Raw genomic sequence first — 20,637 nt, 5'->3', positions numbered from 1 at the left:
AATTCGACATTGTTGCTACGGCCGCACGGGAAGAGGTGCGCCGCGAGCGGGAGAAGAACCATGTCTGTGACTATCGAAAAGACCCATGATCTCGACCAGTTGCTCGCCACGGCGGTACAGGATGACAAGGAGGCCGGCGTGTTTCGCTGCCGGCGCGACATCTTCACCAATGCCGAATTGTTCGAGCTGGAGATGAAGCACATCTTCGAGAGCAACTGGGTCTATTTGGCCCATGAGAGCCAGATCCCCGACAACAACGATTATTACACCACCTATATCGGCCGCCAGCCGGTCGTCATCACGCGCGACAGGACCGGCGAACTCAATGCCGTAATTAATGCCTGCGCCCATCGCGGTGCCATGCTGTGTCGTCGCAAGCACGGCAACAAGGGCAGTTTCACCTGCCCCTTCCACGGCTGGACCTTCTCCAACACCGGCAAGTTGCTCAAGGTGAAGGACGAGAAGACGACCCAGTATCCACCGCAGTTCAACCAGAACGGCTCGCACGACCTGAAGCGCGTTGCGCGTTTCGAGAACTATCGCGGCTTCCTGTTCGGCAGCCTGAACGCGGATGCCGCCCCGCTCGCGGACTATCTCGGCGAAACCAGGGTGATCATCGACCAGATCGTTGACCAGGCGCCGGACGGGCTGGAGGTGCTGCGCGGCAATTCCTCCTACATCTACGACGGTAACTGGAAGCTCCAGATGGAGAACGGGTGCGACGGCTACCACGTCAGCTCCGTGCACTGGAACTACGCAGCGACCATGGGCCGGCGCGCCGAAGAGGGTACCAAGGCGGTGGATGCCAACAGCTGGAGCAAGTCGACCGCCGGCGTCTATGGCTTCGAAAACGGCCATATCCTGCTCTGGACCCGGACGATGAACCCGGAGGTACGCCCGGTTTACAGCGAGCGCGAGGAGATCACGGCGCGCGTAGGCGAGGACAGGGCGAACTTCATCGTCAACCAGACCCGCAACCTCTGCCTCTATCCGAATGTCTTCCTGATGGACCAGTTCAGCACCCAGATCCGCGTCACCCGGCCGATCAGCGTCGACAAGACCGAGATCAGCATCTTCTGCTTCGCACCGAAGGGCGAAAGCGCCGAGAACCGCGCGCTCCGCATCCGCCAGTACGAGGACTTCTTCAACGTCTCGGGCATGGGCACGGCCGACGACCTGGAGGAATTCCGGGCCTGCCAGGCTGGATATGCCGGTATCGCCGCGCTCTGGAACGACATGTCGCGCGGTGCGCCGCTCTGGATCGAAGGTCCGGACGACAATGCAAAGCAGATGGGCATGAAGCCGCTGCTTTCCGGCGAGCGCAGCGAGGACGAGGGGCTGTTCGTCCGCCAGCACGAATACTGGGCAAAGGTGATGCGCGAAGCGCTCTCCTTTGAGCGGAAGGAGGTGACGGCATGAGCGTCTCCTACAACACCATCTGCGCCTTCCTCTACCGGGAGGCGCGCCTGCTGGACGACCGCGATTGGGACGAATGGCTCACCTGCTATGCGCAGGACGTGAGCTACTGGATGCCGGCGTGGGATGACGACGACCAGATCACCGAAGATCCGCACTCGCAGATTTCGCTGATCTACTATCCCAACCGCGACGGCCTGGAAGACCGGGTCTTCCGGATCAAGACGGAGCGATCCGGCGCATCGACGCCCGAGCCGCGCACCAGCCACAACGTCACCAATGTCGAGGTGCTGGAAATGCGCGGCGAGGAGGTGGACGTTCGCTACAACTTCAACACGCTCAATCACCGCTACAAAGTGACCGACCACTTCTTCGGGACAATGTTCGTCACGCTGCGCAGGAGTGGCGACCAGCTGTTGATTTCAGCCAAGAAGATCGTGCTGAAGAACGACTACATCCGCCAGGTCATCGACGTCTATCACATCTGACGAACGTCGCCGGGCGGGCAGGAAACTTTGAGGAGGGTTCCATGGCCAGCTACAACATCGCATTGAACTTCGAGGACGGCGTCACCCGTTTCGTCGACTGCAAGGACGGCGAGAAGGTTCTCGACGCGGCCTTTCGCAGCAAGATCAACCTGCCGATGGACTGTTCCGACGGCGTGTGCGGTACCTGCAAGTGCCGGGCCGAGAGCGGCAGCTACGATCTCGGCGATGATTTTGTCGACGACGCGCTGACCCCCGACGAGGCGGAGGCGGGACTTGTGCTAACTTGCCAAATGAAACCCTCATCCGACTGCGTCATCGCGGTGCCGACGACATCGACCGCCTGCAAGACGGGACAGCAGAAATTCGGCGCAACGGTGGCGCGGGTGACGCAGCACAACGATGCGGCGATCCTGCTGGAGTTGGACGTCGATGCGGCGACGGCGCCCGCCTTTCTGCCCGGCCAATATGTCAATATCGACGTGCCGGGGAGCGGACAAAGCCGCTCCTATTCGTTCAGCACCGCGCCGGGCGAGCAGCGCATTGGGTTTCTCATCAAGAAGATTCCAGATGGTTTGATGAGCAATTGGCTTGCCGGTACCAAGCCCGGCGACCGGCTCGATCTCACCGGCCCCTTAGGCAGCTTTTACCTGCGCAATGTCGAGCGGCCGCTTTTATTCCTGGCCGGAGGCACCGGCCTTGCGCCGTTCCTTTCCATGCTAGAGATTCTTGCCCGAACCGGATCGGACGAGAAAATCCACCTGATCTATGGCGTGACGCGCGATCTCGATCTGGTTCTGGTGGATAAGATCGAGGACTATATCGCGCGCCTGCCGAATTTCACCTTCACCACCGTCGTGGCCGAAGATGCGTCGAGCCATCCATACAAGGGCTGGGTGACCCAGCATATGCCGCCGGATGTGCTCCACGGTGGTGACGTCGATGTCTACCTGTGCGGACCGCCGCCGATGGTCGACGCGGTACGCAAGCATTTCGATGACAACGGTGTAAAGCCGCGCTGTTTCCATTACGAGAAGTTCACGCCCAATGCCATGGCGAAGGAGGCCGCATGAGCACGACGCACTTCGAAGGTCGTTTCACCGGAAAAGTGCTGGTGGTGACCGGCGCGGCCCAGGGCATCGGGCGCAGCGTCGCGCTACGCGCTGCGGAAGAGGGTGGCCGGGTCGTCTTCGTGGACCGTGCCGACTTCGTCGCCGAGGTGGCCGCGGAAGTGATCGGCGGACAAACGGCCGCCTTCACCGTCGATCTGGAAACTTATGAAGGCGCCGCTGCCGCGATGCGCTTTGCCGCCGAGACGTTCGGCGGCATCGACATCCTGATCAACAATGTCGGTGGGGCGATCCGTATGCGCCCCTACGGCGAGTTCGAGCCGCAGCAGATCGATGCGGAGATCCGCCGCTCGCTAATGCCGACGCTCTACTGCTGTCACACCGTCCTGCCGCACCTGTCTCAGCGCGGCGGCGGCACGATCGTGAACGTATCCTCGAACGCCACGCGCGGCATCCATCGCGTGCCCTACTCGGCGGCAAAGGGCGGCGTGAACGCCATCACCCAATCGCTGGCGATGGAACTGGCGGAACGGAACATCCGCGTGGTCGCCACGGCGCCGGGTGGCACGGAGGCACCGCCGCGCCGCATACCGCGCAACGACGCTGGCGACACAGAGACGGAGAAGAGCTGGATGGCCGAGGTCGTCGGGCAGGTGAAGCAGTCCAGCTTCATGAAGCGATACGGCACCATCGAGGAACAGGCTGCGCCGATCCTGTTCCTGGCCTCAGACGAGGCGTCCTACATCACCGGCAGCGTGTTGCCGGTCACCGGTGGGGATCTCGGCTGAAGACTTGAGAATTGGAATGCACAACAACTCTGGGAGGAGTGACAATGCGCACCATCGATGTGAATGAGGCTATAGACAATGGCCCCTTCGGGGGCTTTCAATGGACAGTGGTCGCGCTTTGCGCGCTGCTGTTGGTTGTCGACGGCTACGACGTGTTCGTCGCGGGCACCGTGCTGCCGACGCTGATCGCGGAGTGGGGGCTTACCAAGCCGCAAGCCGGCACCCTGCAGGCCTGGGCGCTGTTCGGAATGATGTTCGGAGCCCTTATCTTTGGGCCGCTGGCGGACAGGATCGGTCGGAAGAAAGGCATCGCGATCAGCTTCCTGCTCTTTACCGTAGCCACTCTTCTCACAGGTTTTGCGAGTTCGCCGGGCGAGTTCAAGGTCTTTCGCTTTATTGCCGGTCTCGGTTGTGGCGGGTTGATGCCAAACGCCGTGGCACTGATGAACGAATATGCGCCGAAACGCCTCCGCGGGACCATGGTCGCGCTGATGTTCTCCGGTTATTCGGTCGGCGGTATGGTTGCGGCGGGACTTGGCATCGGCATGATCCCGCAATATGGCTGGCAACCGATGTTCTTCGTCGCCGCCGTACCGCTGCTTATGCTGCCGCTCATCCTGTGGAAACTGCCGGAATCGCTGGGCTTTCTCATTCGCCAGGGCAAGCAGGAGCAGGCGAAGCGGATCTATGCCAGGATCAATCCGGCCATGGAGCCGGGCAGTTCCGACAGTCTCGTTTTCTCCGAGACCAAGGGTGCATCGGCATCCGTTTCCGAGCTGTTCCGCCATGAACGCGCCTTGCGCACGATCATGCTCTGGGTGTCTTTCTTCTGCTGCCTTCTGCTTGTCTACCTTCTGTCGTCCTGGCTGCCGAAGGTCCTGCAAGAAGCCGGTTATGCCGAGAGGGCCAGCCTGCTCAGCCTTTTCTCGCTCAACTTTGGCGGCATGGCCGGTGCCATCGCCGGCGGCTGGCTCGGCGACCGGCTGGGTCTGCCAAGGGTCGTCCTCGGCTTCTTCGTCGTCGCGGCCCTGTCGATTGCGATGATCGGCTTCAACCCGCCGGCGGGACTGCTGTTTCTCCTGGTGTTCATTGCCGGCGCCACGACCATTGGCACGCAGATCCTCCTTTATGCCAGCGTGGCGCAGCTCTATAATCTCTCAGTTCGCTCGACAGGCCTGGGCTGGGCTTCAGGCGTCGGCCGGATCGGTGCGATTGTCGGCCCTACCCTTGGGGGTGCGCTTCTGGCAAACGAACTCCCGCTTCAGCAGAACTTCCTGATCTTCGCCGTTCCCGCGGCGGTTTCGGCAATGGCGATGCTGGTCTTCGCGGTGAGCAATGCTCGCCAGTCCAACGTCGTACGAGTTGCCACGGCATAGGGGGCGGTGACGATGGCCGGTATGAAGGGCAAGCATCAGGTGGATGGTTTATACCTCGACTGTTCTGGCGGGTCTCATATCCACGTTGGTCGCCGATGCCGGACTATTGGCCATCGTCTTCCAGATAGCGCAGGGGGCTGCTGGAGTCTTGGGTAAGGACCATTTCCGTCGGGAGCGGTGTGTCAGGGATACTGCCAAGCCTGAAGTACCAGGTGCCGGTGGTGATCGCCTGGTTGGCGCTGAGCTCCACGCTTCTGATTTCGCTTCTGCCGAGGGGTCGATTACCCAGAGGTGTCGATGCTTACCTCGTGGCAAGCGTAGCGACCTTTGTTATAGCGATCACCGGAACGTTCGAAAGGATCGTAGACAAGCTGCCGGTGGGAATATCCACCGCGATGCTCGCAGGCATCCTGCTCGGCTTTGCCGCGGAGTAGCCTCCGAACCTCTTAACAAATCGAAAGTTTTCGATCCATGCCTTACCTCGATCTCACCAGCCACCGCCTTCACTACCGGATCGACGGCGACACGGACGACGGCACAGGCAAGCCCTGGCTGATGTTCTGCAATTCGCTCGGCACCGACCTGCGCATGTGGGACGCTCAGGTGGTGGAATTGTCGCGGCACTATCGTATGTTGCGCTACGACTGCCGGGGGCACGGCCTGTCGTCGGCGCCGCCAGCGCCGTATACGCTGACCGACCTTGGCAACGACGTCATTGCGCTGCTCGACGCGCTGGACATCGCGCGTGCGCATTTCTGCGGCTTGTCGATCGGCGGCCTGACCGGGCAATGGCTCGGCCTCCATGCCCGAGAGCGTTTCGGCAAGATCGTTGTCTGCGCGACCGCAGCGAGGATCGGGACCGCCGAAAGCTGGAGCGCTCGCATCGAGGCCGTGCGCGAAAATGGCCTCGGTGGACTGACCGCCGTCACCGCCATGCGCTGGTTCACACCGGTATTCAATGCCGCCGAACCAGCCATCGTCGGGAGGATACTTGACAGCTTTGCCGCGACGTCGATCGATGGCTATATCGGCTGCTGCGCGGCGTTGGCCGGCTCCGATCTGCGGAAGGACATCGACAAGATCGCCAATCCCCTTCTTGCCATTTCGGGCGAAGACGATCCGGTCTGCCCGCCCTCCGAGCTGGAGGCGATTGCCGCCGGCGTTCGGCAGGGACGGCATGTGTCGCTGCCGGGGCGGCATATCGTCAATGTTGAGTCGGCATCCGTATTCAACCCAGTACTTCTCGAGTTTTTCGGTAGTGAGCCTTGAAGATAGATCTGTGGCTCATGATTGGTTCTTCGGGATTTTCAGGCATCCAGGAGCGATGCAAGCACCCGCGCCAGTGCCGCAAAGAATGCGCTGCCGCTGATATCCAGGCTTCGGCGCCAACTCAGCTTGGCAGGAGTGCTTGCGACCGCTGCGACACCGCTCTGCCAGGCTGATGTGAATGAGTTGCCCGTAAATCCCCTCAGCCTGGAAGCTGAGTTAAAAATGCGCCCCGCATTCAGTGCACGCTTCAGCGAAGACATTTCCACGCGCCAAATATTTTGGCGATCACTTTCCCATTCTCGCGTCGTAGCTGCCCATGGACAGTTTTTTGCTCGTCGGAAAAATCGATAAGGTCGAAGAAAACACTTTCATTTCGTTCGATATTTCCAAGGAAGAAAACGTCCTTACGGACGACCGGCCCCTTGCAGGGAAACCAGTTTTCCAGGGCGCGGTCGGCGAGTGCCTGATACTCGGCAAAGTAATATAGTCCGGCGCCATTGAATTCTTGCGAGGTGCTGGGATCAAAATTAAAGGTTCGGAGCGCTTCGTTAGCGAAGACAGGAAACCCGAAATGCGTCCGTAACCTGCCATTCCGGATGTCTGCAGCGTTTTTTGCCAGAGAATTGATTTCGAACCGCTGTGCTTGCGGTTCGCGAACAGTCACACGGACGATTGAGTGATTGCTGTCTTTGATTCTCCTGTGCACGAAGGTTGAGATCAATTCGACCGTGCCCACGCTTCTGCCGTGAACAGATAACTCGTGTCGGGTCCCCGTCTGGGTTCGGGAGACGACGGACAGTCTCGAGTGGATCGTCAAAATGTCGTTCGCCTGCACGACGTCGAAGTGGGCATCCGTCAGGGACGTTGCACAGATCGCAGCATAGGCCTCCTCCCCATCGGCCGTTCTGAAATCCGCATTGTCGAGCCCGAAATGACAGGCAAGCATCAGCCAGTGACGATGGCCGAGTTCCTTCATGAGCCAGGTCTCCGACAGCCCGTTTGCATTCAAATGCGGCATGCCGAGCAGGATATGCGGATCAAGGGCACGTTCCATCAAGTCGCGTGCCGAAGGCCCTGCGGGCGGAAAATCGAGAAGGGCCGCTCTCATCATCATGCGTTTGCCGTTTGCTTGAGAGACGATGTCTGTGCCAAATGCCGAGCTGCGAGATGCCCGACCACATGTTCGGCATCCTTGCCGACGCTGAGGAACCGCCCTGAACCCCAGGTCCAGAGCCAGGGAAGTCCGAGCACGTAGACGCCATCGACGACAGTGACGCCGCGGCGATGAACGGGGTAGGTGTTGCCGTCGAAGATCGGCAGGCCGACGAAGGACCAATCCGGACTGAACCCCGTGGCCCAGATGACGGAGGTGATCCCCTCGGCCTTCAGATCGAGTTCGGCAATTTCCGCCCCAGGCTCCCAGACGGGGACGTAGGGCGATCCGGCCGGAGCCTCGATGCTTTTTTCGGTGATATGCCGGTCAATCAGGGTATTGATGCCGTTATAGACACGGTCGGCGCCGTCGAGATTGGCCTTCAGGTTCGGCTCGAACAGCATCCGACCGGCGGCGACGCCGCACATGCGGCCATAGAGCGCCATGCCCTCCAGCGCGAACTTGCGCAGATCGATATCGCGTCCGCCGTCGCGTCCTGTCAGGTAATGGTTGGTGTCGTGCTTCTTCTTCGTCATGCCATCATGTTCGACCGTGATGTCGTACTGGCCGATATCGGAAAGCCAGTCGACCACATCGCGACCGCGATAGAAACGGGCGCAACGCGGCGCATTGCCGGTGACCAGATGCACCTTGCGGCCGGCCAGATGCAGATCCTCGGCAATCTGGCAGCCGGACTGGCCCGAGCCGACGACAATGACGCCGCCCTCCGGCAGTTGGCCGGGATTGCGATAGGCGGCGGTGTGCAACTGGACGATCTCGTCCGGCAGGCGCTCGGCGGCGCGTGGAATGGCGGGATCGGCATAAAGACTGGTGGCGATCACCACGGCATCGGCAGTGACAGTGCCGGCCGAGGTCTCGACGCGGAACAGGTCGCCCTGCTTTTCGAGCGAGGTGACGCTGGTCTGTTCGAAGACCGGCGCATCGACCTTTTTCACGAAGCGATCAACATAGGCGAGTATCTCGTCCTTGACCATGAAACCGTGCGAATCGGTGCCGTCATAGGGATGGTCGGGAAGCTGGCATTGCCAGTTCGGCGTCACCAGGCAGAAGGCGTCCCAGCGTTCGTTCCTCCATTTATGCGCAACGGTCTTCTTCTCGAAAACCACGTGATCAATGCCGTGCCTCTTCAGATAGTGGGAGGCCGAGAGCCCGGCCTGGCCACCGCCGATGACAACCGCGCTGTAGTGACTCTTGAGGGATGGTGTCGTCATGGTGGGTCCTTTCAGAGGATAAAGGTTTCGCAGCGGACGCGGGCATCTGCGTCGTTCAGGAAGGGGACAGCCGCACTTTCGATGCGGGCGAGCTGGTCGTTTGCCGATGAACACGCAAATCCATACTTCGCCTCGACGCGATCGCTGGCGATCGTCAGCGCTTTGCGGCTGCGATCGACGAAATCTGCAACCGGGTAACTTTCGCCCTCGGTGAAAAACTCACGTATAATCAAAGAGGGGGAATAACAGCTCTCTTCCTGACCATCGGGCCAGGTGATGACAAAGCGCATTTCAGGCATGGGTTGCCTCCTTCAATGTTGCATAGGCGGAAAGATGAGCTTCGGCGACACGGTGCCAACTAAACCGGGCGGCAACCTCGAGCCCCCTCGGGATCAGTCGGTCGCGCAGATCTGGGATCAGGCTAAGGGCCATGGCTTCGGCAATCGAAGCCGGATGGTGCGGGTCGCACCAGATCACCTCATCAGTCCCGAGATATTCGGTGAAAGGCGGGATGGACGAGACGATGACGGGAATGCCGCTTGCCATGGCCTCCAGCACGACAAGCCCGAATCCTTCCTTCAGCGATGGAAAGACAAGAGCGTCCGCAAGCCGATAGAGATTGGGCATGTCGTCATCCGCCACGGCGCCAATCACGTGCACGGCGGCGGCATCCGCCCGCAATGTCCGCAGATGGGATTGGAACTCCTCCTGGTAATCGCGATGGTCGAGCAGCGAGGCACCGCCGGCGACGATCAGCTGGGCGTCCGGCCGCACTGCGCGCAATTGGCGGAAGGCTTCCAGAATGCCGAGCGTGTTCTTGCGTGCTTCGATACCGCCGATACTGAGAAAGACAGGGCCAGCATGCAGGTCGAGCCGGTCGCGCAGTTCTGTCTGATCGCCGCTCCATGTGGGGGCAAAACGGTGTGTGTCGACGCCGTTTCCAACAACCGTGGAACTGATGCCCCGATTGTTCTGCAAGGTCGCCTGCCACATTTCGCTGACGGAGAAAAACAGGTCGGCGCGGTCGATCGAACGGTCCTGCAATTCCATCAGCTGCGGATCGGTAAACGTGTCGATATGATGCACGGTGCGGGCGAAACCGGGGATCAGGCCGCGCTCCTTCAGCGTCGCCAGCGCATTGCCGGAAATACCGTCATGGGCATGAAACAAATCGAAGTCGCGGGCGCCCAGGCTTTCGAAGTGTTGCACGTAGTCCTTGATGCGCTGTTCGACCATGGTAGTCATATCTGACGCGGCAGGCTCGCCAGGAAAGCAGGCCGTCTGGCAGCAGGGCTTGCGGAAGAACCCCTTGCCCCTGGCATCGGGGGCATGCAGCACAACCTTATGGCCAAGCGCGGTCAGCGCTTCCGACAGCTGCATGGCATGCACCACGCCGCCGCGCGGATTGGTGGAATGGGTCAACATGGCAATGCGCAGGGTTCGGTCCAACGGGTGGCTCATGCGGCAACCCCCTGTCGGCCGAGCTGCAGCAGCGGCGTTTCAGCATGGTCGCGCACCACAGCCCGGCTCTCGCCGTCGATTAGTGCGATCTCGCTGCCGGCGGTCACCGAACCGATGGCAGCAGCTGTGATGCCGCGCGCGGTGAAGAGGGTCACGACATCGGCCACATCTCCCGGTGCGACCGAAAGCAGGTAACCGAAGCTCGGGAAGGTGGCGAGCCAGCGATCGAGGCTGACACCGGCGGGCAGGGGGATGGCGGAGACGTCGATATCGATGCCGACACGCGAGCATTCGGCCATCATGATGGCCGTGCCGACGATGCCGCCCTGGCTGATGTCCTTGGCGGAAAGCGCTAGCCCGGCCTCGGCGATCTCGGGCAGCAATTCGAGGTCGGCGCGCAGGCGAACCGGCGGGGCATCCGTTGCCGCTTCCCAATTGTTGAAGGGTTCGCGGTAACGGCCGCGATGGTCGATCGCCGCAACCAGCACATCGCCCGGCCTTGCATCGAAACTTGTCAGCAGCTTCTTGGCGCGGCCGATAATGGCGACCGACAATTGGCCGCGTTCAGTGCGGATATTGGTGTGGCCGCCGACGATCGGCACGCCAAAGGCGCTGGATGCCGCCCGCATGCCTTCCAGAACGGGTGTGGCACCTGCCTCGCCATTGGCCCAGACGGCATCAACCACAGCGATCGGCCGGCCACCCATGGCGGCGATGTCGGAGATGTTCACCATGACGCCGCACCAGCCGGCAAACCAGGGGTCGGCGGCGACGAACTCGTTCATGAAACCTTCGATGGCAAAAAGCAGATGACCGTTGCCATCGGGCAGGGCGGCGCAATCGTCGCCGACGGCAATCCGCTGCCCCTGCAGGCCGAGCCTTGCTGCGATCGTGCCGATATCCTGCTTGGCGGCGATGCCGCTGCTGGCGGCGAGCTTTGCCGCCAGGGCCTCGATGTCGCTCGTGCCCATGCTCAGGCCGCCTTCTTGGGAAGGGCAATAAAGCCGGCTTCCGGCGTGATGCAGGGCGGGTAATAGGCAAGGTCGGCCTTCATCCTGAGATGCGCTTTGCCGTAGACCTCGAACTCCTCAATCACATCCCAATGCAGCCGGCGGAACAGCAGGCCGTTCTGCACCTGCACATTGGCAAGGAAAGTGTGGCAGCCCATGGCATTGGCAGACGACACGGCGAGCTTGATCAGGGTTGCCCCCAACGCACCGATCTTGCGGAAATCCTGATGCACCGCCAGTCGCGAGCCCCACCACAGGCCAGGTTCGGCCTGGTGGATGCGCACCGTGCCGACCATCTGGTCGGCGGTAATGCCGAGCATTGAGAGGGCAACGATGGGGATGGCATGATCGTCGATCGCGTCGCGGTCATCGCCTTCGAATATTTGTTGTTCCTCGCAGAAAACGGCGCGGCGCAACGCATGCGCCTGGTGGCGCTCCCAGGCGGAGGTCGCGAACTTCACCTGGAATTCGCTCGAGCGATAGGGAGCAAAAGGCTCGAGCATCATCTGGTCAGCATCCTTTCATAGGTGGAAAGGGCCGAGCAGGCGCCGCATTTGCCGCAGCCGGCCTTGATGTCGACGGCCTTCAGGCCGCTATCGACCAGCATCCTCGACAAGGGACCGAGAATAGAATGCATGAACTCCGGCTTGGGCGCCGGGTGGCTTTCAAGCGGCGTGCCGGAGATCGGCACGAAGGGCACGACGAAGGGATAGACGCCGATCGCCACCAGCTTTTCGCAGATGTCCAGAATGGCCTCGCGGCTGTCGCCGAGACCGGCCAGGATATAGGTCGAGACCTGGCCGCGCCCGAAGACCTCGACGGCGGCCTTGAACGAGGCCATGTATTTGGCGATCGACACCTGCGCCTTGCCCGGCATGATGCGGGCGCGGACTTCTGGTGTCACGGCCTCCAGATGCATGCCGAGCGCATCGACGCCGGCCTCTTTCATGCGCGAAAACCAGACATCATCCTCGGGCGGCTCGCATTGTGCCTGGATCGGAATATCGACGGCTGCCTTGATGGCCCGGGCGCTGTCGGCGAGGATCGCCGCGCCCCGGTCGTCGCCCTTCGGCGTGCCGGTGGTCATCACCATATGTTTGACGTCGTCCAGTTCGACGGCAGCCTTGGCGACTTCCGCCAGCTGCTGCGGTGTCTTGTGGGCGAGGGTGCGGCCGGCCGCCAACGACTGGCCGATGGCGCAGAACTGACAGGTCTTGGTGCGGCTCTGATAGCGGATGCAGGTCTGCAGCACGGTTGTGGCCAACACGTCCTTGCCGTGCAGAACGGCGATCTGCGAATAGGGGATGCCGTCGGCGGTCGAGCGCTCGTAGAAACGCGGCCGTAGCGGAAAGGAGACTTCCCCCAGCACCGTGCCATCGCGGCTGATGCGGCTGCGGCCCATATCGTCCGGCTTTTCCACGAGATAGGGGCTCTCGAAGGCGGGTGCCGTATGGACCGGCACCATCACCGTCATGCCGTCGATGGTCAGCGCCTTGTGGTCGGACGGTCCGGCGCCGCCGCGCCGGCTTTCAAGGCCGGCCTTGGGATCAACGAGCCGGGCTCCGTAGGACTGCAATTCGTTGATCAGGCGTTCGGTCGGAAGACGTGTCGTATTCTCCATCGGAAAGGGTCCTTGCTTCGGCTGGGGAAAAGGATGGCTCTGAGGTGGTGACCATGGGCGCGGTGGCGCGGCCATCCATGACGAGATGCAGCAGTTCCGGGCGGGCATAATGGCCGACCGAATCCATCATCCGCTTACGCTTGACGATCAGGCTCATGTCGAGGTCGGCGATGAGGATGCCTTCGCCCTCGGTGAGCGGCGGCACGACATGCTTGCCTTCCGGCGAGATGATCGCGGTCATGCAGCCGCCGCGCAGTGCCTTCTGCAGGCCGGCATCCGGGGTGATCGAGGCGATCTGTTCACCGGTCAGCCAGCCGGTGGCGTTGACGACGAAGCAGCCGCTTTCCAGTGCATGATGGCGGATGGTGACTTCCATCTGGTCGGCAAAGATCGGTCCGACCATGGAGCCTGGAAACTGGGCGATATGGATATCCTCGTGCTGCGCCATCAGGGCGTAGCGGGCCAGCGGATTGTAATGCTCCCAGCAGGCAAGCGCGCCGAGGCGGCCGACCGCGCTATCGACCACCTTCAGGCCGGAGGCATCACCCTGGCCCCAGATCATCCGCTCGTGGAACGTCGGGGTGATCTTGCGGCGCTTGAGGATGAGCGTGCCATCGGCGTCGAACAGCAGTTGCGCATTGTAGAGCGATCCATGGTCGCGCTCGTTGACGCCAAGCGCCACGACGATGCCATGCTCCCGGGCAGCCGCGGCAACCGCGTCGGTGGCGGCGCTCGGCACGGTGACGGCTTCCTCGTAAAGCCGGACATGCTCCTTGCCGGAGAGAACAGGCGGCAGCACGAAGGAAAAATAGGGATACCAAGGGACGAAGGTCTCCGGAAAGACGATGAGCTCCGCACCCTTTGATGCCGCCTCGCGGATGGTGTCCAGCACGCGGGCAAGCGTGTTCTCGCGAGAGGTCAGGTCCGGTGCGATCTGCGCCGCGGCGGCCCGGACGATCATTTTTTTCTCCATGACGGAATCCTTAGGTTGCGTGGGCAGGCGGAGCAAAGCTCCGCCTCCGGCCGGTCAGAGCGTCCAGGTGTCGAGAATGAAGGCGCCGTCGCGGCGGTGGATGAGGATTAGGTCAAGAACATCGAGCGGATTGATCGGCGTGATGCCTGGGATCAGCGCTCCTTCGCCATGGCCGTAAAGCGCCTGGAGGGCAAAACGGCAGGCGTAGACCTTGCCGCCTTCTTCCATGAACTTGACGATCTGGTTGTTGAAATTCAGATGGCCGGGAAAAGCCTCCGCGCCGAGCGTCGGAAAACCCCGCTGGACACCGAGGGTCACGCCCGGGCCATAGAGAAGGATCGAGGTCTCGAAACCCTTCCGTTTCAGGCGCGTCGCCTGCAGCAGGTTGACAAATCCGATCGATCCTTCGAAGGCCACGGTATGGAAGGTGACGAGGGCTTTCTCGCCTTCGCCGGCCTGTACGTCTTCAAAAACCTTTTCCTCGTAATCGACAAGAAAGTCGCCTTTTTGATTGGCTGGCTTGGTCACTGCGGGCATGGATGGCTCCTTGGTTTGAAATCCGATCCCCATCCGGGGAGCATCCATCCAATTGCAAGCTGTGTGCCAGATTGATTTCGCACAAATGGCAGTCAAACAACACAAAAATACATTCAATTATGCCATCAATTAAGAGAGTAGAAATTTTATGGCCGCTTTTCTGGGCGATCGAATGCAAAAATAGGAAGCATGAAGGCTAAAAATGAATGCACTCAATTCACCGTCAATTTCGGTGCAATGATGGTATCATATTTGTGCGATATGAGCGGCGTTAGCCGCATCGACATTCGAGACATTTTCCGTGACAGTGGGCGGCTGCGACAATATACAGTCAATGTCGGAGAAGAAGGAACTGCGATGAGAGACTGTCAACCCGACCTCAGCCGCAGCAACAGCCTCCGCTACATGTGGCTGGCGGATGGGAAAACAAATGCCAATAATGACGAACTGATGTAGATTTTTGGAAATAGCCAAAGACGGGATGAAGGGTACAAGATTGGCTACGGAAGGAATTTCTACCGATCACGTGGCACCGCATCGCCGCCTTTCCTTCTGGCGGGACGCGGTCTGCGATACGTTTGTCGAGCTCGATTGCCAAAGCGCCGAAAAGGAGCAATTTCAAGGCTGATCGTCAACCACTCCGTCGGCGATATCCAATTCTCCCGTGTCAGCGCGCAAAGCCAGCACGTGGTACGCACAAGGTCGAAGATCGCACGGTCGTCGAAGGATTTTTTCCTCCTCAGCATTCAGGTCCAGGGTGCAGCCATTATTTCCCAGGACGGGCGGGACGCCATTCTCAAGCCCGGCGATTTCTCGCTCTACGACACGACGCGGCCCTACGACCTGCGCTTTCCCAAAGGGTTCGAGCAACTGGTCCTCCGCCTGCCACGGCAGATCGTCGATCACCGCCTGGAGGCCGCCGAGAGCCTGACAGCGGTGCGCATTACCGGCGAGCATGGGATCGGCCGTATCGCCTCGATCTTCCTGCAGCAATTACACCAGGAAGTAAATGATATCAGTCCGCTGCTGATCGAGCGAATCCACGGCAATGCCGTCGATCTCCTGACTGCGGCCCTCGTCGAACAACTGGGCGCCACGCAGAAAAGCCATGAAGGATCGGTGATCCTGCGGCGGCGCGTGCTCGCTTTCATCGACAACCATATCGGCGATCCGCGTCTCAGCTGCGATTTCGTCGCCCGGGCGCATAATATTTCCGAGCGCTATCTACGAAAAATATTCGAGACGTCGTCAATGAGCGTGTCGGAATGGATCTGGTCGCGCCGTCTCGACCAGGCAAAGCGCGACCTTACCGATCCGTCGCTGAAACATGTCGCGGTAACGGCAATCGCCTACGATCTCGGGTTCAAGGACGCGGCGCATTTCACGCGCGCCTTCAAGGCCCGGTTTTCCATCCTGCCCAGCGACTGGCGGAAGAATCAAATGCTGACGGATGAGCGATTGTACGGATTCGACGGCCGGTCGGGGCGAGAGCACTGAAGATCATCCCTTGCTTGCACAATATCCCGCACAACGCGGGATATTGCTTCTCGATGCCTCCAGCGACGTCAAAGCCCGTTCATCAGCCCTATCCTCGGGTGACAGTTGATATATTCGAAATGCTGCTCCTCCGGCTTGAGAACTGAGACTTCGTGACAGAGCCGGAGGTCGAGCTGGAAGTTCAGTTCCTGCACGATGCGCATAAAGGTTCCGAAGATCGCCACATGAGTCGGATGCGATTCCGACCACCGCTCCATTTCGCCGAGCGAATGCCAGTAGCTGTATCCGAAGGATTTCTCGACCGGCTGCCCGGCGTTGTCGACATGCCGCATATAGCGGTTGGTATAGCAGCCGATCGCCTTGCCGCTGTCGCGCAGAAAGTCCATGCCGGAGCGGAGGATCGGTTCCATATCGCCGAGATAGAGATCCCTCTCCTTGCCGGTGGTGTTCATCCAGTCCTGGCCGGACCGAATCATGGCGACGTTCTGATACCCCTGGATCTTCACCCGCTTGCCGAAGCCGGGCGTCTCGGTCGCAGAGAGCGTGCCTGATGCGGTAAGGCCGTCGGTTTGGGACGCGGCCAGCCGGTCCCGCATCGATCCCCAATAGCCGTGTTCCTGAATATCGTCCTCGGTACGGGTATCGAGTGCGAGACCGATGCCCTCCATCCTGTCGGGGCCGCTGAAGAGCGTTTCGAAGCCGCTCACCGGCGGCGTGACGACTTCCTTGAAATAGCCGATCCCTCAGTGAGTCTCTCGGGCGATGCCCACCATTCCCGAATTGCCGCGCGATCCTCGAACCGCGCAAAGCTTTCGGGCTCGGTCCAATAGGCGATGGCAATCATATTGTCATAGCCTTCCTCGTCGATAGAGTGGGCAACGTCGTAATGCACAAGTCCATCAGGACCTTTGAAGGCGCTGATAGAGCTCTTCAAGGTCCCGCAGGCGCGGGCGTGGTCCTCGCGGCTCTTCGACTGGAAGCCGTAATAGGCCATGACGACGCGGCCAAGCGATTGTGCGGTATGCGTGCTCCAGGCGGGATAGGGGGGCGTATAGTCGTCCTCGATCCGGCGGGTGCGCGTGCGACGGCATCTGAGATGCGGTGCGATTGCGGAATCCATCGTCTTTCCTTTCGCGATCGAGACTTACTCGGCAGGCTCGGCAATGACGGGAATGTCCTTGGGGACGATCGCATTCACTTCTGCTGCCGCGGGTGAGAGCGTCTGCACGGGCTTGTTCGCGGCATTGTTCAACAGCAGCCGCGTCACGTCCGGCCGCGAATAGTGTCCCGCCGGGTCCGCCGCCGCCTTGGCGACCGATATGGTGCCGAGGTCGATATCGGCATAGAGAAGGCCTTCGGCGTCAGGAGCCAGCTTTTCGCAGAGAGGCGTGCCGTCCGGCCCATAGATGACTGAATAAACACCTCCGGCATGCAGCAACATGTGCTTGTCGGGGCTGTCGCAGAGTTCGTCGATCATGGCCGGCGAGACGGTAGCGCAGGGCGCGAGCACGAAGCAGGAGCCTTCCACCGCATAGATCTTGCTCGCCGCATTGTTGACTTCGGCGCCGAGCGCATGGGCGAAAGGGTCGTAGAGTGAGAAGCTCGGCCATGCCGCGACATGCACCTGCTCGTTCTGCGCATACATGGCATATTTGGAGAGCGGCTGCAGATGCTCCCAGCAGCAAAGGGCCCCGATCCGGCCAAGTTCCGTTTCATGCACCGTAAGCCCGCTGCCGTCGCCTTCGCCATAGACCGTGCGCTCGACATGCGTAGGCTTCAGCTTGCGGCGCTGGGCGATGGTTTCGCCGTCGGGTCCAATGATCCATTGGGCGATATAGAGGCTGCCGCCATCGCGCTCGGAAAGGCCAAGCACAACGGTGATGCCGTTGTCCCGCGCGGCATTGCGCAGGCGATCGGCCTCAGGACTGTCATAGCTGAGCGAATTGTCGAAATAGCGGCTGACGAAACCGCGCATGATTGCCCAGGCGGGCGAGCCGAGCCAGATATGCCAGGGATAGCCCGGCAGCCAGGTTTCCGGAAAAGCGATCAGCTTTGCCCCGGCCGCGGAGGCTTCTTCGATGAAGCCGATCGTCTTGTCGATGCCGGCATCAAGATCGAGAAAGGCCGGGGCGGCCTGGACAACGGCGACTTTAATTCGGATGTGTGAGTGTCATTGCATTCCCCATTTGTTGATTGTTTCACCTGCCCGGCGGCCATGCAGCAACAGCCACGCGAGAAGCTCAGAGCCTAGCAACCCCTCGGGAAAGTGCTGGCTTCTAGAGGAATGAAAGATTGCCTGAACCGGCACTGATGGAGGAAGAGGGCTGCTGGCGCCCGGCAGAAAGCGGGTCAGGTCACGGGTGCGGTAGCGGATGATCGGAAAGGCTTCCTTGATAGGCGAAGTGAACTCCAGTTCGCATTCTACCCGTCCTCGACCGGACGGCCGGTCACCGGATCGATGGCAGGAAGTGATCCTCCCAGATACGCAGACCATCCTTGGGTTCGACGCATTCCCGCGCGACGCCCGGCCGATCACCGCGGCGAGGCCGAAAGGTCGAAGGCGTGTTCGATCTCGGTCCGCATGGCGTTCCTCCAGGGCTCGGCGAGATTGGCGCGTTCGCCTGCCTCATGCCGTAAATGCCATTTGCCCCACGGCGGACATTTTTCGTGACAGGGAGTGATTGCAACAATATACAGTCAATGTTGATGAAGAAGGACATAGCGATATTACGATGAAAGACTGGCAACCCGACCTCAGCCGCAGCAACAGCCCCCGCTACATGGCCATTGCCGACCTTATCGAGATGGATTTGCGCAGCGGTCATCTCGCTATCGGGGATCGTTTGCCGCCGCAGCGCGAACTGGCTAAACGCCTGGACATCGATTTCACCACTGTTGCGCGGGGCTATGCCGAGGCGCAGAAGCGCGGACTGGTGGATTCGCATGTCGGCCGCGGCACGTTCGTCACCGGCGGAGCCGACAAGGAGCGCCGCGGCTTTGCATCCGACACCACCCCTGATCCGCGCCGTACCTCTGCGATCGACCTTTCGATGAATATGCCTCCGGAGACGACCGATCCGGAATTGATCGCGCGGATGCGCGAGGGGATTTCGGCAGTGGCCTCCAGCCTTATTCCGCTTCTGCGCTACCAGGGATTTGGCGGCTCGAGCATGGACAAGGAGGCAGCCGCCGCCTGGCTCAGCCGTCGAGGCCTTGTCCCTTCGCAGGAGCGCATTTTCGTGACACCCGGGGCTCACCCGGCGCTGCTGGCAATTTGCGGCATGCTGGCAAAGCCCGGCGAAACTATCCTGTCGGAAAGCACCACCTATCCCGGCATCCGCTCGATTGCGGCGCAGCTGCGTCTCAATCTTTCGGGTTTGCCGATGGACGTTGACGGTATTTTGCCGGACGCCTTTGCCGAAGCTTGCGAGAGATTGAAACCCAAGGGGCTTTATCTCAACCCGACCCTGCAGAACCCGCTTACCCTGACTATCCCAGAGCGGCGGCGTGAAGAGATCTGTGCGGTGGCGCGCAAATATCACGTCCCGATCATCGAAGATGACGCCTATGGTTTCATTCCGCTGCATGCGCCGCCGCCGTTGGCGGCAATGGCCCCGGACCTCACCTGGCATATCGGCGGCTTGGCGAAATGCATTGGCGCCGGTCTGCGGCTGGCCTATGTCGTTGCACCGGACACCAAGGCGATCTGGCCCTTCGTCAGTGCCATGCGTGCCAACAATGTCATGGCGTCGCCGCTCAATATGGCGCTTGCCACGCGTTGGATCGAGGATGGCACGGCCGATACCATCCTTCGATTCATCCGCAAGGAGGCAACGGTGCGCCAGGAAATGGTCGCAGCCATCCTCCCGCCCGGTAGCTATCGGGGTGATCCCATCAGCTTCAACATTTGGCTGCCGCTGACGAATGGCTGGACGCGGTCGACCTTCGGCAGCCACATGCGCACCTCGGGCATTGGTGTCGTTAGCAGCGATGCATTTACGGTCGAAGGTCCGGCGGTAGAGGCTGTACGCGTTTGCCTTGGTGGCCCTATCGACCGCGAGAGGCTCCGGGGCGCCCTTGAATTCATGGGACACGCGCTCGAAGGCCCACCAGAACTCGCGGCGTCCTTCTTCTAGTTCGGCCACAATAGCGAATGGATACGTCGCGCTCCAACCGGCGCGTCAATATGCCACATACCATCAATTTTAGAATTGTAATTATATTGAATGCAGTCAAATATTAGAATTGAGTGAACTCATAAGGACCATTCGTCATGCAAACGGAATGGCCACCAATTCCGCCGACGTCAACGGGGCTCAGAGGGCGATGCCCGCGCTGTGGCCAGGGGCATATTTTCGATGGATTTCTGAAAATCCGGCCCGAATGTGAAGCCTGCAGTCTCGACTACGGTTTCGCCGATCCGGCCGATGGTCCCGCATTTTTTGTCATCTGCTTTGCTTGCGTGCCCAGCGTCCTGCTCGGCGTGTGGCTCGAGGTCCAGTACAGCGCGCCCTTGTGGGTCCATCTGCTGGTCACTGGTCCCTTTATGCTGGCTACCTGTATCCCGCCCTTGCGGCCCCTCAAGGGATGGCTCATTGCCAGCCAATATTTCTACAAGGCGGAAGAGGGGAAACTGGTCCGCACCTCTCCTGCGCCGAAAGAGGATGCTTGAGTTCCCTTCTCACCGATCACCGTTCGTGACGCTCTTCCCAGGAAACAGGAGGTGGCATGAAAGGGGCCGTACCCAGC

23 protein-coding genes and 1 pseudogene are annotated in these 20,637 nt (G+C 60.7%); 11 read left to right on the top strand and 13 right to left on the bottom strand.

The window, feature by feature from the left end; all coding sequences use genetic code 11:
* Positions 1 to 60: 60 nt before the first annotated feature.
* The 7 genes from RS75_RS22370 to pcaD all read left to right on the top strand — a co-directional run bounded on the left by RS75_RS22370 (position 61) and on the right by pcaD (position 6,404).
* Positions 61 to 1,419, top strand: a complete 1,359-nt coding sequence (locus RS75_RS22370; protein ID WP_045024595.1) for a Rieske 2Fe-2S domain-containing protein — start codon at positions 61 to 63, stop codon at positions 1,417 to 1,419.
* The gene (gene benB, locus RS75_RS22365; protein WP_045024594.1) at positions 1,416 to 1,904 is read left to right on the top strand and encodes a benzoate 1,2-dioxygenase small subunit; all 489 of its coding nucleotides are present in this window, start codon (positions 1,416 to 1,418) and stop codon (positions 1,902 to 1,904) included. The genes RS75_RS22370 and benB overlap by 4 nt, the downstream gene beginning before the upstream one ends.
* 41 nt (positions 1,905 to 1,945) lie before the next feature.
* Positions 1,946 to 2,974 carry a benzoate 1,2-dioxygenase electron transfer component BenC gene (gene benC / locus RS75_RS22360; RefSeq protein WP_045024592.1) on the top strand — a complete coding sequence of 343 codons (1,029 nt, stop codon included), beginning with the start codon at positions 1,946 to 1,948 and terminating at the stop codon, positions 2,972 to 2,974.
* The gene (gene benD, locus RS75_RS22355) at positions 2,971 to 3,759 is read left to right on the top strand and encodes a benzoate diol dehydrogenase BenD (RefSeq protein WP_045024590.1); all 789 of its coding nucleotides are present in this window, start codon (positions 2,971 to 2,973) and stop codon (positions 3,757 to 3,759) included. Before benC ends, benD begins: the two co-directional genes overlap by 4 nt.
* 44 nt (positions 3,760 to 3,803) lie before the next feature.
* A complete protein-coding gene (locus RS75_RS22350; RefSeq protein ID WP_045024587.1) occupies positions 3,804 to 5,135 on the top strand; it encodes an MFS transporter in 1,332 nt (443 codons plus the stop codon).
* A gap of 137 nt (positions 5,136 to 5,272) precedes the next feature.
* Entirely contained in the window at positions 5,273 to 5,569 is a 297-nt protein-coding gene (locus RS75_RS22345; protein ID WP_084687166.1) for a benzoate/H(+) symporter BenE family transporter, read from the top strand.
* A 37-nt stretch (positions 5,570 to 5,606) separates the two neighbouring features.
* Positions 5,607 to 6,404 carry a 3-oxoadipate enol-lactonase gene (gene pcaD / locus RS75_RS22340; protein ID WP_045024584.1) on the top strand — a complete coding sequence of 266 codons (798 nt, stop codon included), beginning with the start codon at positions 5,607 to 5,609 and terminating at the stop codon, positions 6,402 to 6,404.
* Positions 6,405 to 6,651: 247 nt separating this feature from the next.
* On the opposite strand, the gene RS75_RS22330 is transcribed toward pcaD, so the two are convergent.
* The 9 genes from RS75_RS22330 to RS75_RS22290 are packed head-to-tail and all read right to left on the bottom strand — an operon-like array spanning position 6,652 to position 14,391.
* Positions 6,652 to 7,512 (bottom strand): Pnap_2097 family protein, encoded by an 861-nt coding sequence (locus tag RS75_RS22330; protein ID WP_045024610.1) that lies wholly within the window; start codon positions 7,510 to 7,512, stop codon positions 6,652 to 6,654.
* Positions 7,513 to 7,514: 2 nt separating this feature from the next.
* The gene (locus RS75_RS22325) at positions 7,515 to 8,789 is read right to left on the bottom strand and encodes an MSMEG_0569 family flavin-dependent oxidoreductase (protein WP_045024580.1); all 1,275 of its coding nucleotides are present in this window, start codon (positions 8,787 to 8,789) and stop codon (positions 7,515 to 7,517) included.
* 11 nt (positions 8,790 to 8,800) lie between these two features.
* Positions 8,801 to 9,088: an MSMEG_0570 family nitrogen starvation response protein gene (locus RS75_RS22320; RefSeq protein WP_003521915.1), complete on the bottom strand. Its 288-nt coding sequence runs from the start codon at positions 9,086 to 9,088 to the stop codon at positions 8,801 to 8,803.
* Positions 9,081 to 10,250, bottom strand: coding sequence for an MSMEG_0565 family glycosyltransferase (locus RS75_RS22315; protein ID WP_045024578.1), 1,170 nt, complete (start codon positions 10,248 to 10,250; stop codon positions 9,081 to 9,083). The genes RS75_RS22320 and RS75_RS22315 overlap by 8 nt, the downstream gene beginning before the upstream one ends.
* Positions 10,247 to 11,221, bottom strand: coding sequence for a sll0787 family AIR synthase-like protein (locus RS75_RS22310; protein ID WP_045024576.1), 975 nt, complete (start codon positions 11,219 to 11,221; stop codon positions 10,247 to 10,249). The genes RS75_RS22315 and RS75_RS22310 overlap by 4 nt, the downstream gene beginning before the upstream one ends.
* 2 nt (positions 11,222 to 11,223) lie before the next feature.
* Positions 11,224 to 11,766: an MSMEG_0567/Sll0786 family nitrogen starvation N-acetyltransferase gene (locus RS75_RS22305; protein ID WP_045024575.1), complete on the bottom strand. Its 543-nt coding sequence runs from the start codon at positions 11,764 to 11,766 to the stop codon at positions 11,224 to 11,226.
* The gene (locus RS75_RS22300) at positions 11,763 to 12,881 is read right to left on the bottom strand and encodes an MSMEG_0568 family radical SAM protein (protein ID WP_045024573.1); all 1,119 of its coding nucleotides are present in this window, start codon (positions 12,879 to 12,881) and stop codon (positions 11,763 to 11,765) included. Before RS75_RS22300 ends, RS75_RS22305 begins: the two co-directional genes overlap by 4 nt.
* Complete coding sequence (locus RS75_RS22295; RefSeq protein WP_045024608.1) at positions 12,808 to 13,854, bottom strand: Nit6803 family nitrilase; 1,047 nt, start codon at positions 13,852 to 13,854, stop codon at positions 12,808 to 12,810. The genes RS75_RS22300 and RS75_RS22295 overlap by 74 nt, the downstream gene beginning before the upstream one ends.
* 54 nt (positions 13,855 to 13,908) lie before the next feature.
* Positions 13,909 to 14,391 (bottom strand): MSMEG_0572/Sll0783 family nitrogen starvation response protein, encoded by a 483-nt coding sequence (locus tag RS75_RS22290; protein WP_045024606.1) that lies wholly within the window; start codon positions 14,389 to 14,391, stop codon positions 13,909 to 13,911.
* Between the two features lie 189 nt (positions 14,392 to 14,580).
* Here RS75_RS22290 and RS75_RS22285 point away from each other — a divergent pair, with 189 nt between their 5' ends.
* Complete coding sequence (locus tag RS75_RS22285; protein ID WP_045024570.1) at positions 14,581 to 14,847, top strand: hypothetical protein; 267 nt, start codon at positions 14,581 to 14,583, stop codon at positions 14,845 to 14,847.
* A gap of 135 nt (positions 14,848 to 14,982) precedes the next feature.
* A complete protein-coding gene (locus RS75_RS22280) occupies positions 14,983 to 15,888 on the top strand; it encodes an AraC-like ligand-binding domain-containing protein (protein ID WP_200893661.1) in 906 nt (301 codons plus the stop codon).
* Between the two features lie 68 nt (positions 15,889 to 15,956).
* Here the strand turns inward: RS75_RS22280 and RS75_RS26955 are convergent, their stop codons facing one another.
* The 4 genes and pseudogenes from RS75_RS26955 to RS75_RS27175 form a co-directional block, all read right to left on the bottom strand.
* Positions 15,957 to 16,595 (bottom strand): phenylacetaldoxime dehydratase family protein, encoded by a 639-nt coding sequence (locus RS75_RS26955; RefSeq protein ID WP_200893660.1) that lies wholly within the window; start codon positions 16,593 to 16,595, stop codon positions 15,957 to 15,959.
* On the bottom strand, positions 16,592 to 17,008 hold the full coding sequence (locus RS75_RS27345; protein ID WP_200893659.1) for a phenylacetaldoxime dehydratase family protein: 417 nt from the start codon (positions 17,006 to 17,008) through the stop codon (positions 16,592 to 16,594). Before RS75_RS27345 ends, RS75_RS26955 begins: the two co-directional genes overlap by 4 nt.
* 24 nt (positions 17,009 to 17,032) lie before the next feature.
* Positions 17,033 to 18,049, bottom strand: coding sequence for a carbon-nitrogen hydrolase family protein (locus RS75_RS22270; RefSeq protein WP_045024568.1), 1,017 nt, complete (start codon positions 18,047 to 18,049; stop codon positions 17,033 to 17,035).
* Between the two features lie 159 nt (positions 18,050 to 18,208).
* Positions 18,209 to 18,492, bottom strand: a pseudogene (locus RS75_RS27175) (phenylacetate--CoA ligase); the annotation flags it as partial.
* Between the two features lie 128 nt (positions 18,493 to 18,620).
* On the opposite strand from RS75_RS27175, the gene RS75_RS22265 reads away from it, so the two are divergent.
* Both RS75_RS22265 and RS75_RS22260 read left to right on the top strand, forming a co-directional pair.
* Positions 18,621 to 20,024, top strand: a complete 1,404-nt coding sequence (locus RS75_RS22265) for an aminotransferase-like domain-containing protein (RefSeq protein ID WP_045024567.1) — start codon at positions 18,621 to 18,623, stop codon at positions 20,022 to 20,024.
* A gap of 137 nt (positions 20,025 to 20,161) precedes the next feature.
* Entirely contained in the window at positions 20,162 to 20,560 is a 399-nt protein-coding gene (locus tag RS75_RS22260; protein WP_045024565.1) for a DUF983 domain-containing protein, read from the top strand.
* Positions 20,561 to 20,637 lie beyond the last annotated feature (77 nt).

The organism is Rhizobium nepotum 39/7 (assembly GCF_000949865.1).
GTDB lineage: Bacteria > Pseudomonadota > Alphaproteobacteria > Rhizobiales > Rhizobiaceae > Agrobacterium > Agrobacterium nepotum.
The sequence above is the reverse complement of the archived record's forward strand: the minus strand, read 5'-3'. Positions and strand labels throughout refer to the sequence as shown.

Coding starts and splice junctions, on each gene's coding strand:
- RS75_RS22370 (WP_045024595.1), top strand. CDS start 61: ATGTCTGTGACTATCGAAAAGACCCATGATCTCGACCAGTTGCTCGCC.
- benB (WP_045024594.1), top strand. CDS start 1,416: ATGAGCGTCTCCTACAACACCATCTGCGCCTTCCTCTACCGGGAGGCG.
- benC (WP_045024592.1), top strand. CDS start 1,946: ATGGCCAGCTACAACATCGCATTGAACTTCGAGGACGGCGTCACCCGT.
- benD (WP_045024590.1), top strand. CDS start 2,971: ATGAGCACGACGCACTTCGAAGGTCGTTTCACCGGAAAAGTGCTGGTG.
- RS75_RS22350 (WP_045024587.1), top strand. CDS start 3,804: ATGCGCACCATCGATGTGAATGAGGCTATAGACAATGGCCCCTTCGGG.
- pcaD (WP_045024584.1), top strand. CDS start 5,607: ATGCCTTACCTCGATCTCACCAGCCACCGCCTTCACTACCGGATCGAC.
- RS75_RS22330 (WP_045024610.1), bottom strand. CDS start 7,512: ATGAGAGCGGCCCTTCTCGATTTTCCGCCCGCAGGGCCTTCGGCACGC.
- RS75_RS22325 (WP_045024580.1), bottom strand. CDS start 8,789: ATGACGACACCATCCCTCAAGAGTCACTACAGCGCGGTTGTCATCGGC.
- RS75_RS22320 (WP_003521915.1), bottom strand. CDS start 9,088: ATGCCTGAAATGCGCTTTGTCATCACCTGGCCCGATGGTCAGGAAGAG.
- RS75_RS22315 (WP_045024578.1), bottom strand. CDS start 10,250: ATGAGCCACCCGTTGGACCGAACCCTGCGCATTGCCATGTTGACCCAT.
- RS75_RS22310 (WP_045024576.1), bottom strand. CDS start 11,221: ATGGGCACGAGCGACATCGAGGCCCTGGCGGCAAAGCTCGCCGCCAGC.
- RS75_RS22305 (WP_045024575.1), bottom strand. CDS start 11,766: ATGATGCTCGAGCCTTTTGCTCCCTATCGCTCGAGCGAATTCCAGGTG.
- RS75_RS22300 (WP_045024573.1), bottom strand. CDS start 12,881: ATGGAGAATACGACACGTCTTCCGACCGAACGCCTGATCAACGAATTG.
- RS75_RS22295 (WP_045024608.1), bottom strand. CDS start 13,854: ATGGAGAAAAAAATGATCGTCCGGGCCGCCGCGGCGCAGATCGCACCG.
- RS75_RS22290 (WP_045024606.1), bottom strand. CDS start 14,391: ATGCCCGCAGTGACCAAGCCAGCCAATCAAAAAGGCGACTTTCTTGTC.
- RS75_RS22285 (WP_045024570.1), top strand. CDS start 14,581: ATGAAGGCTAAAAATGAATGCACTCAATTCACCGTCAATTTCGGTGCA.
- RS75_RS27345 (WP_200893659.1), bottom strand. CDS start 17,008: ATGGATTCCGCAATCGCACCGCATCTCAGATGCCGTCGCACGCGCACC.
- RS75_RS22265 (WP_045024567.1), top strand. CDS start 18,621: ATGAAAGACTGGCAACCCGACCTCAGCCGCAGCAACAGCCCCCGCTAC.
- RS75_RS22260 (WP_045024565.1), top strand. CDS start 20,162: ATGCAAACGGAATGGCCACCAATTCCGCCGACGTCAACGGGGCTCAGA.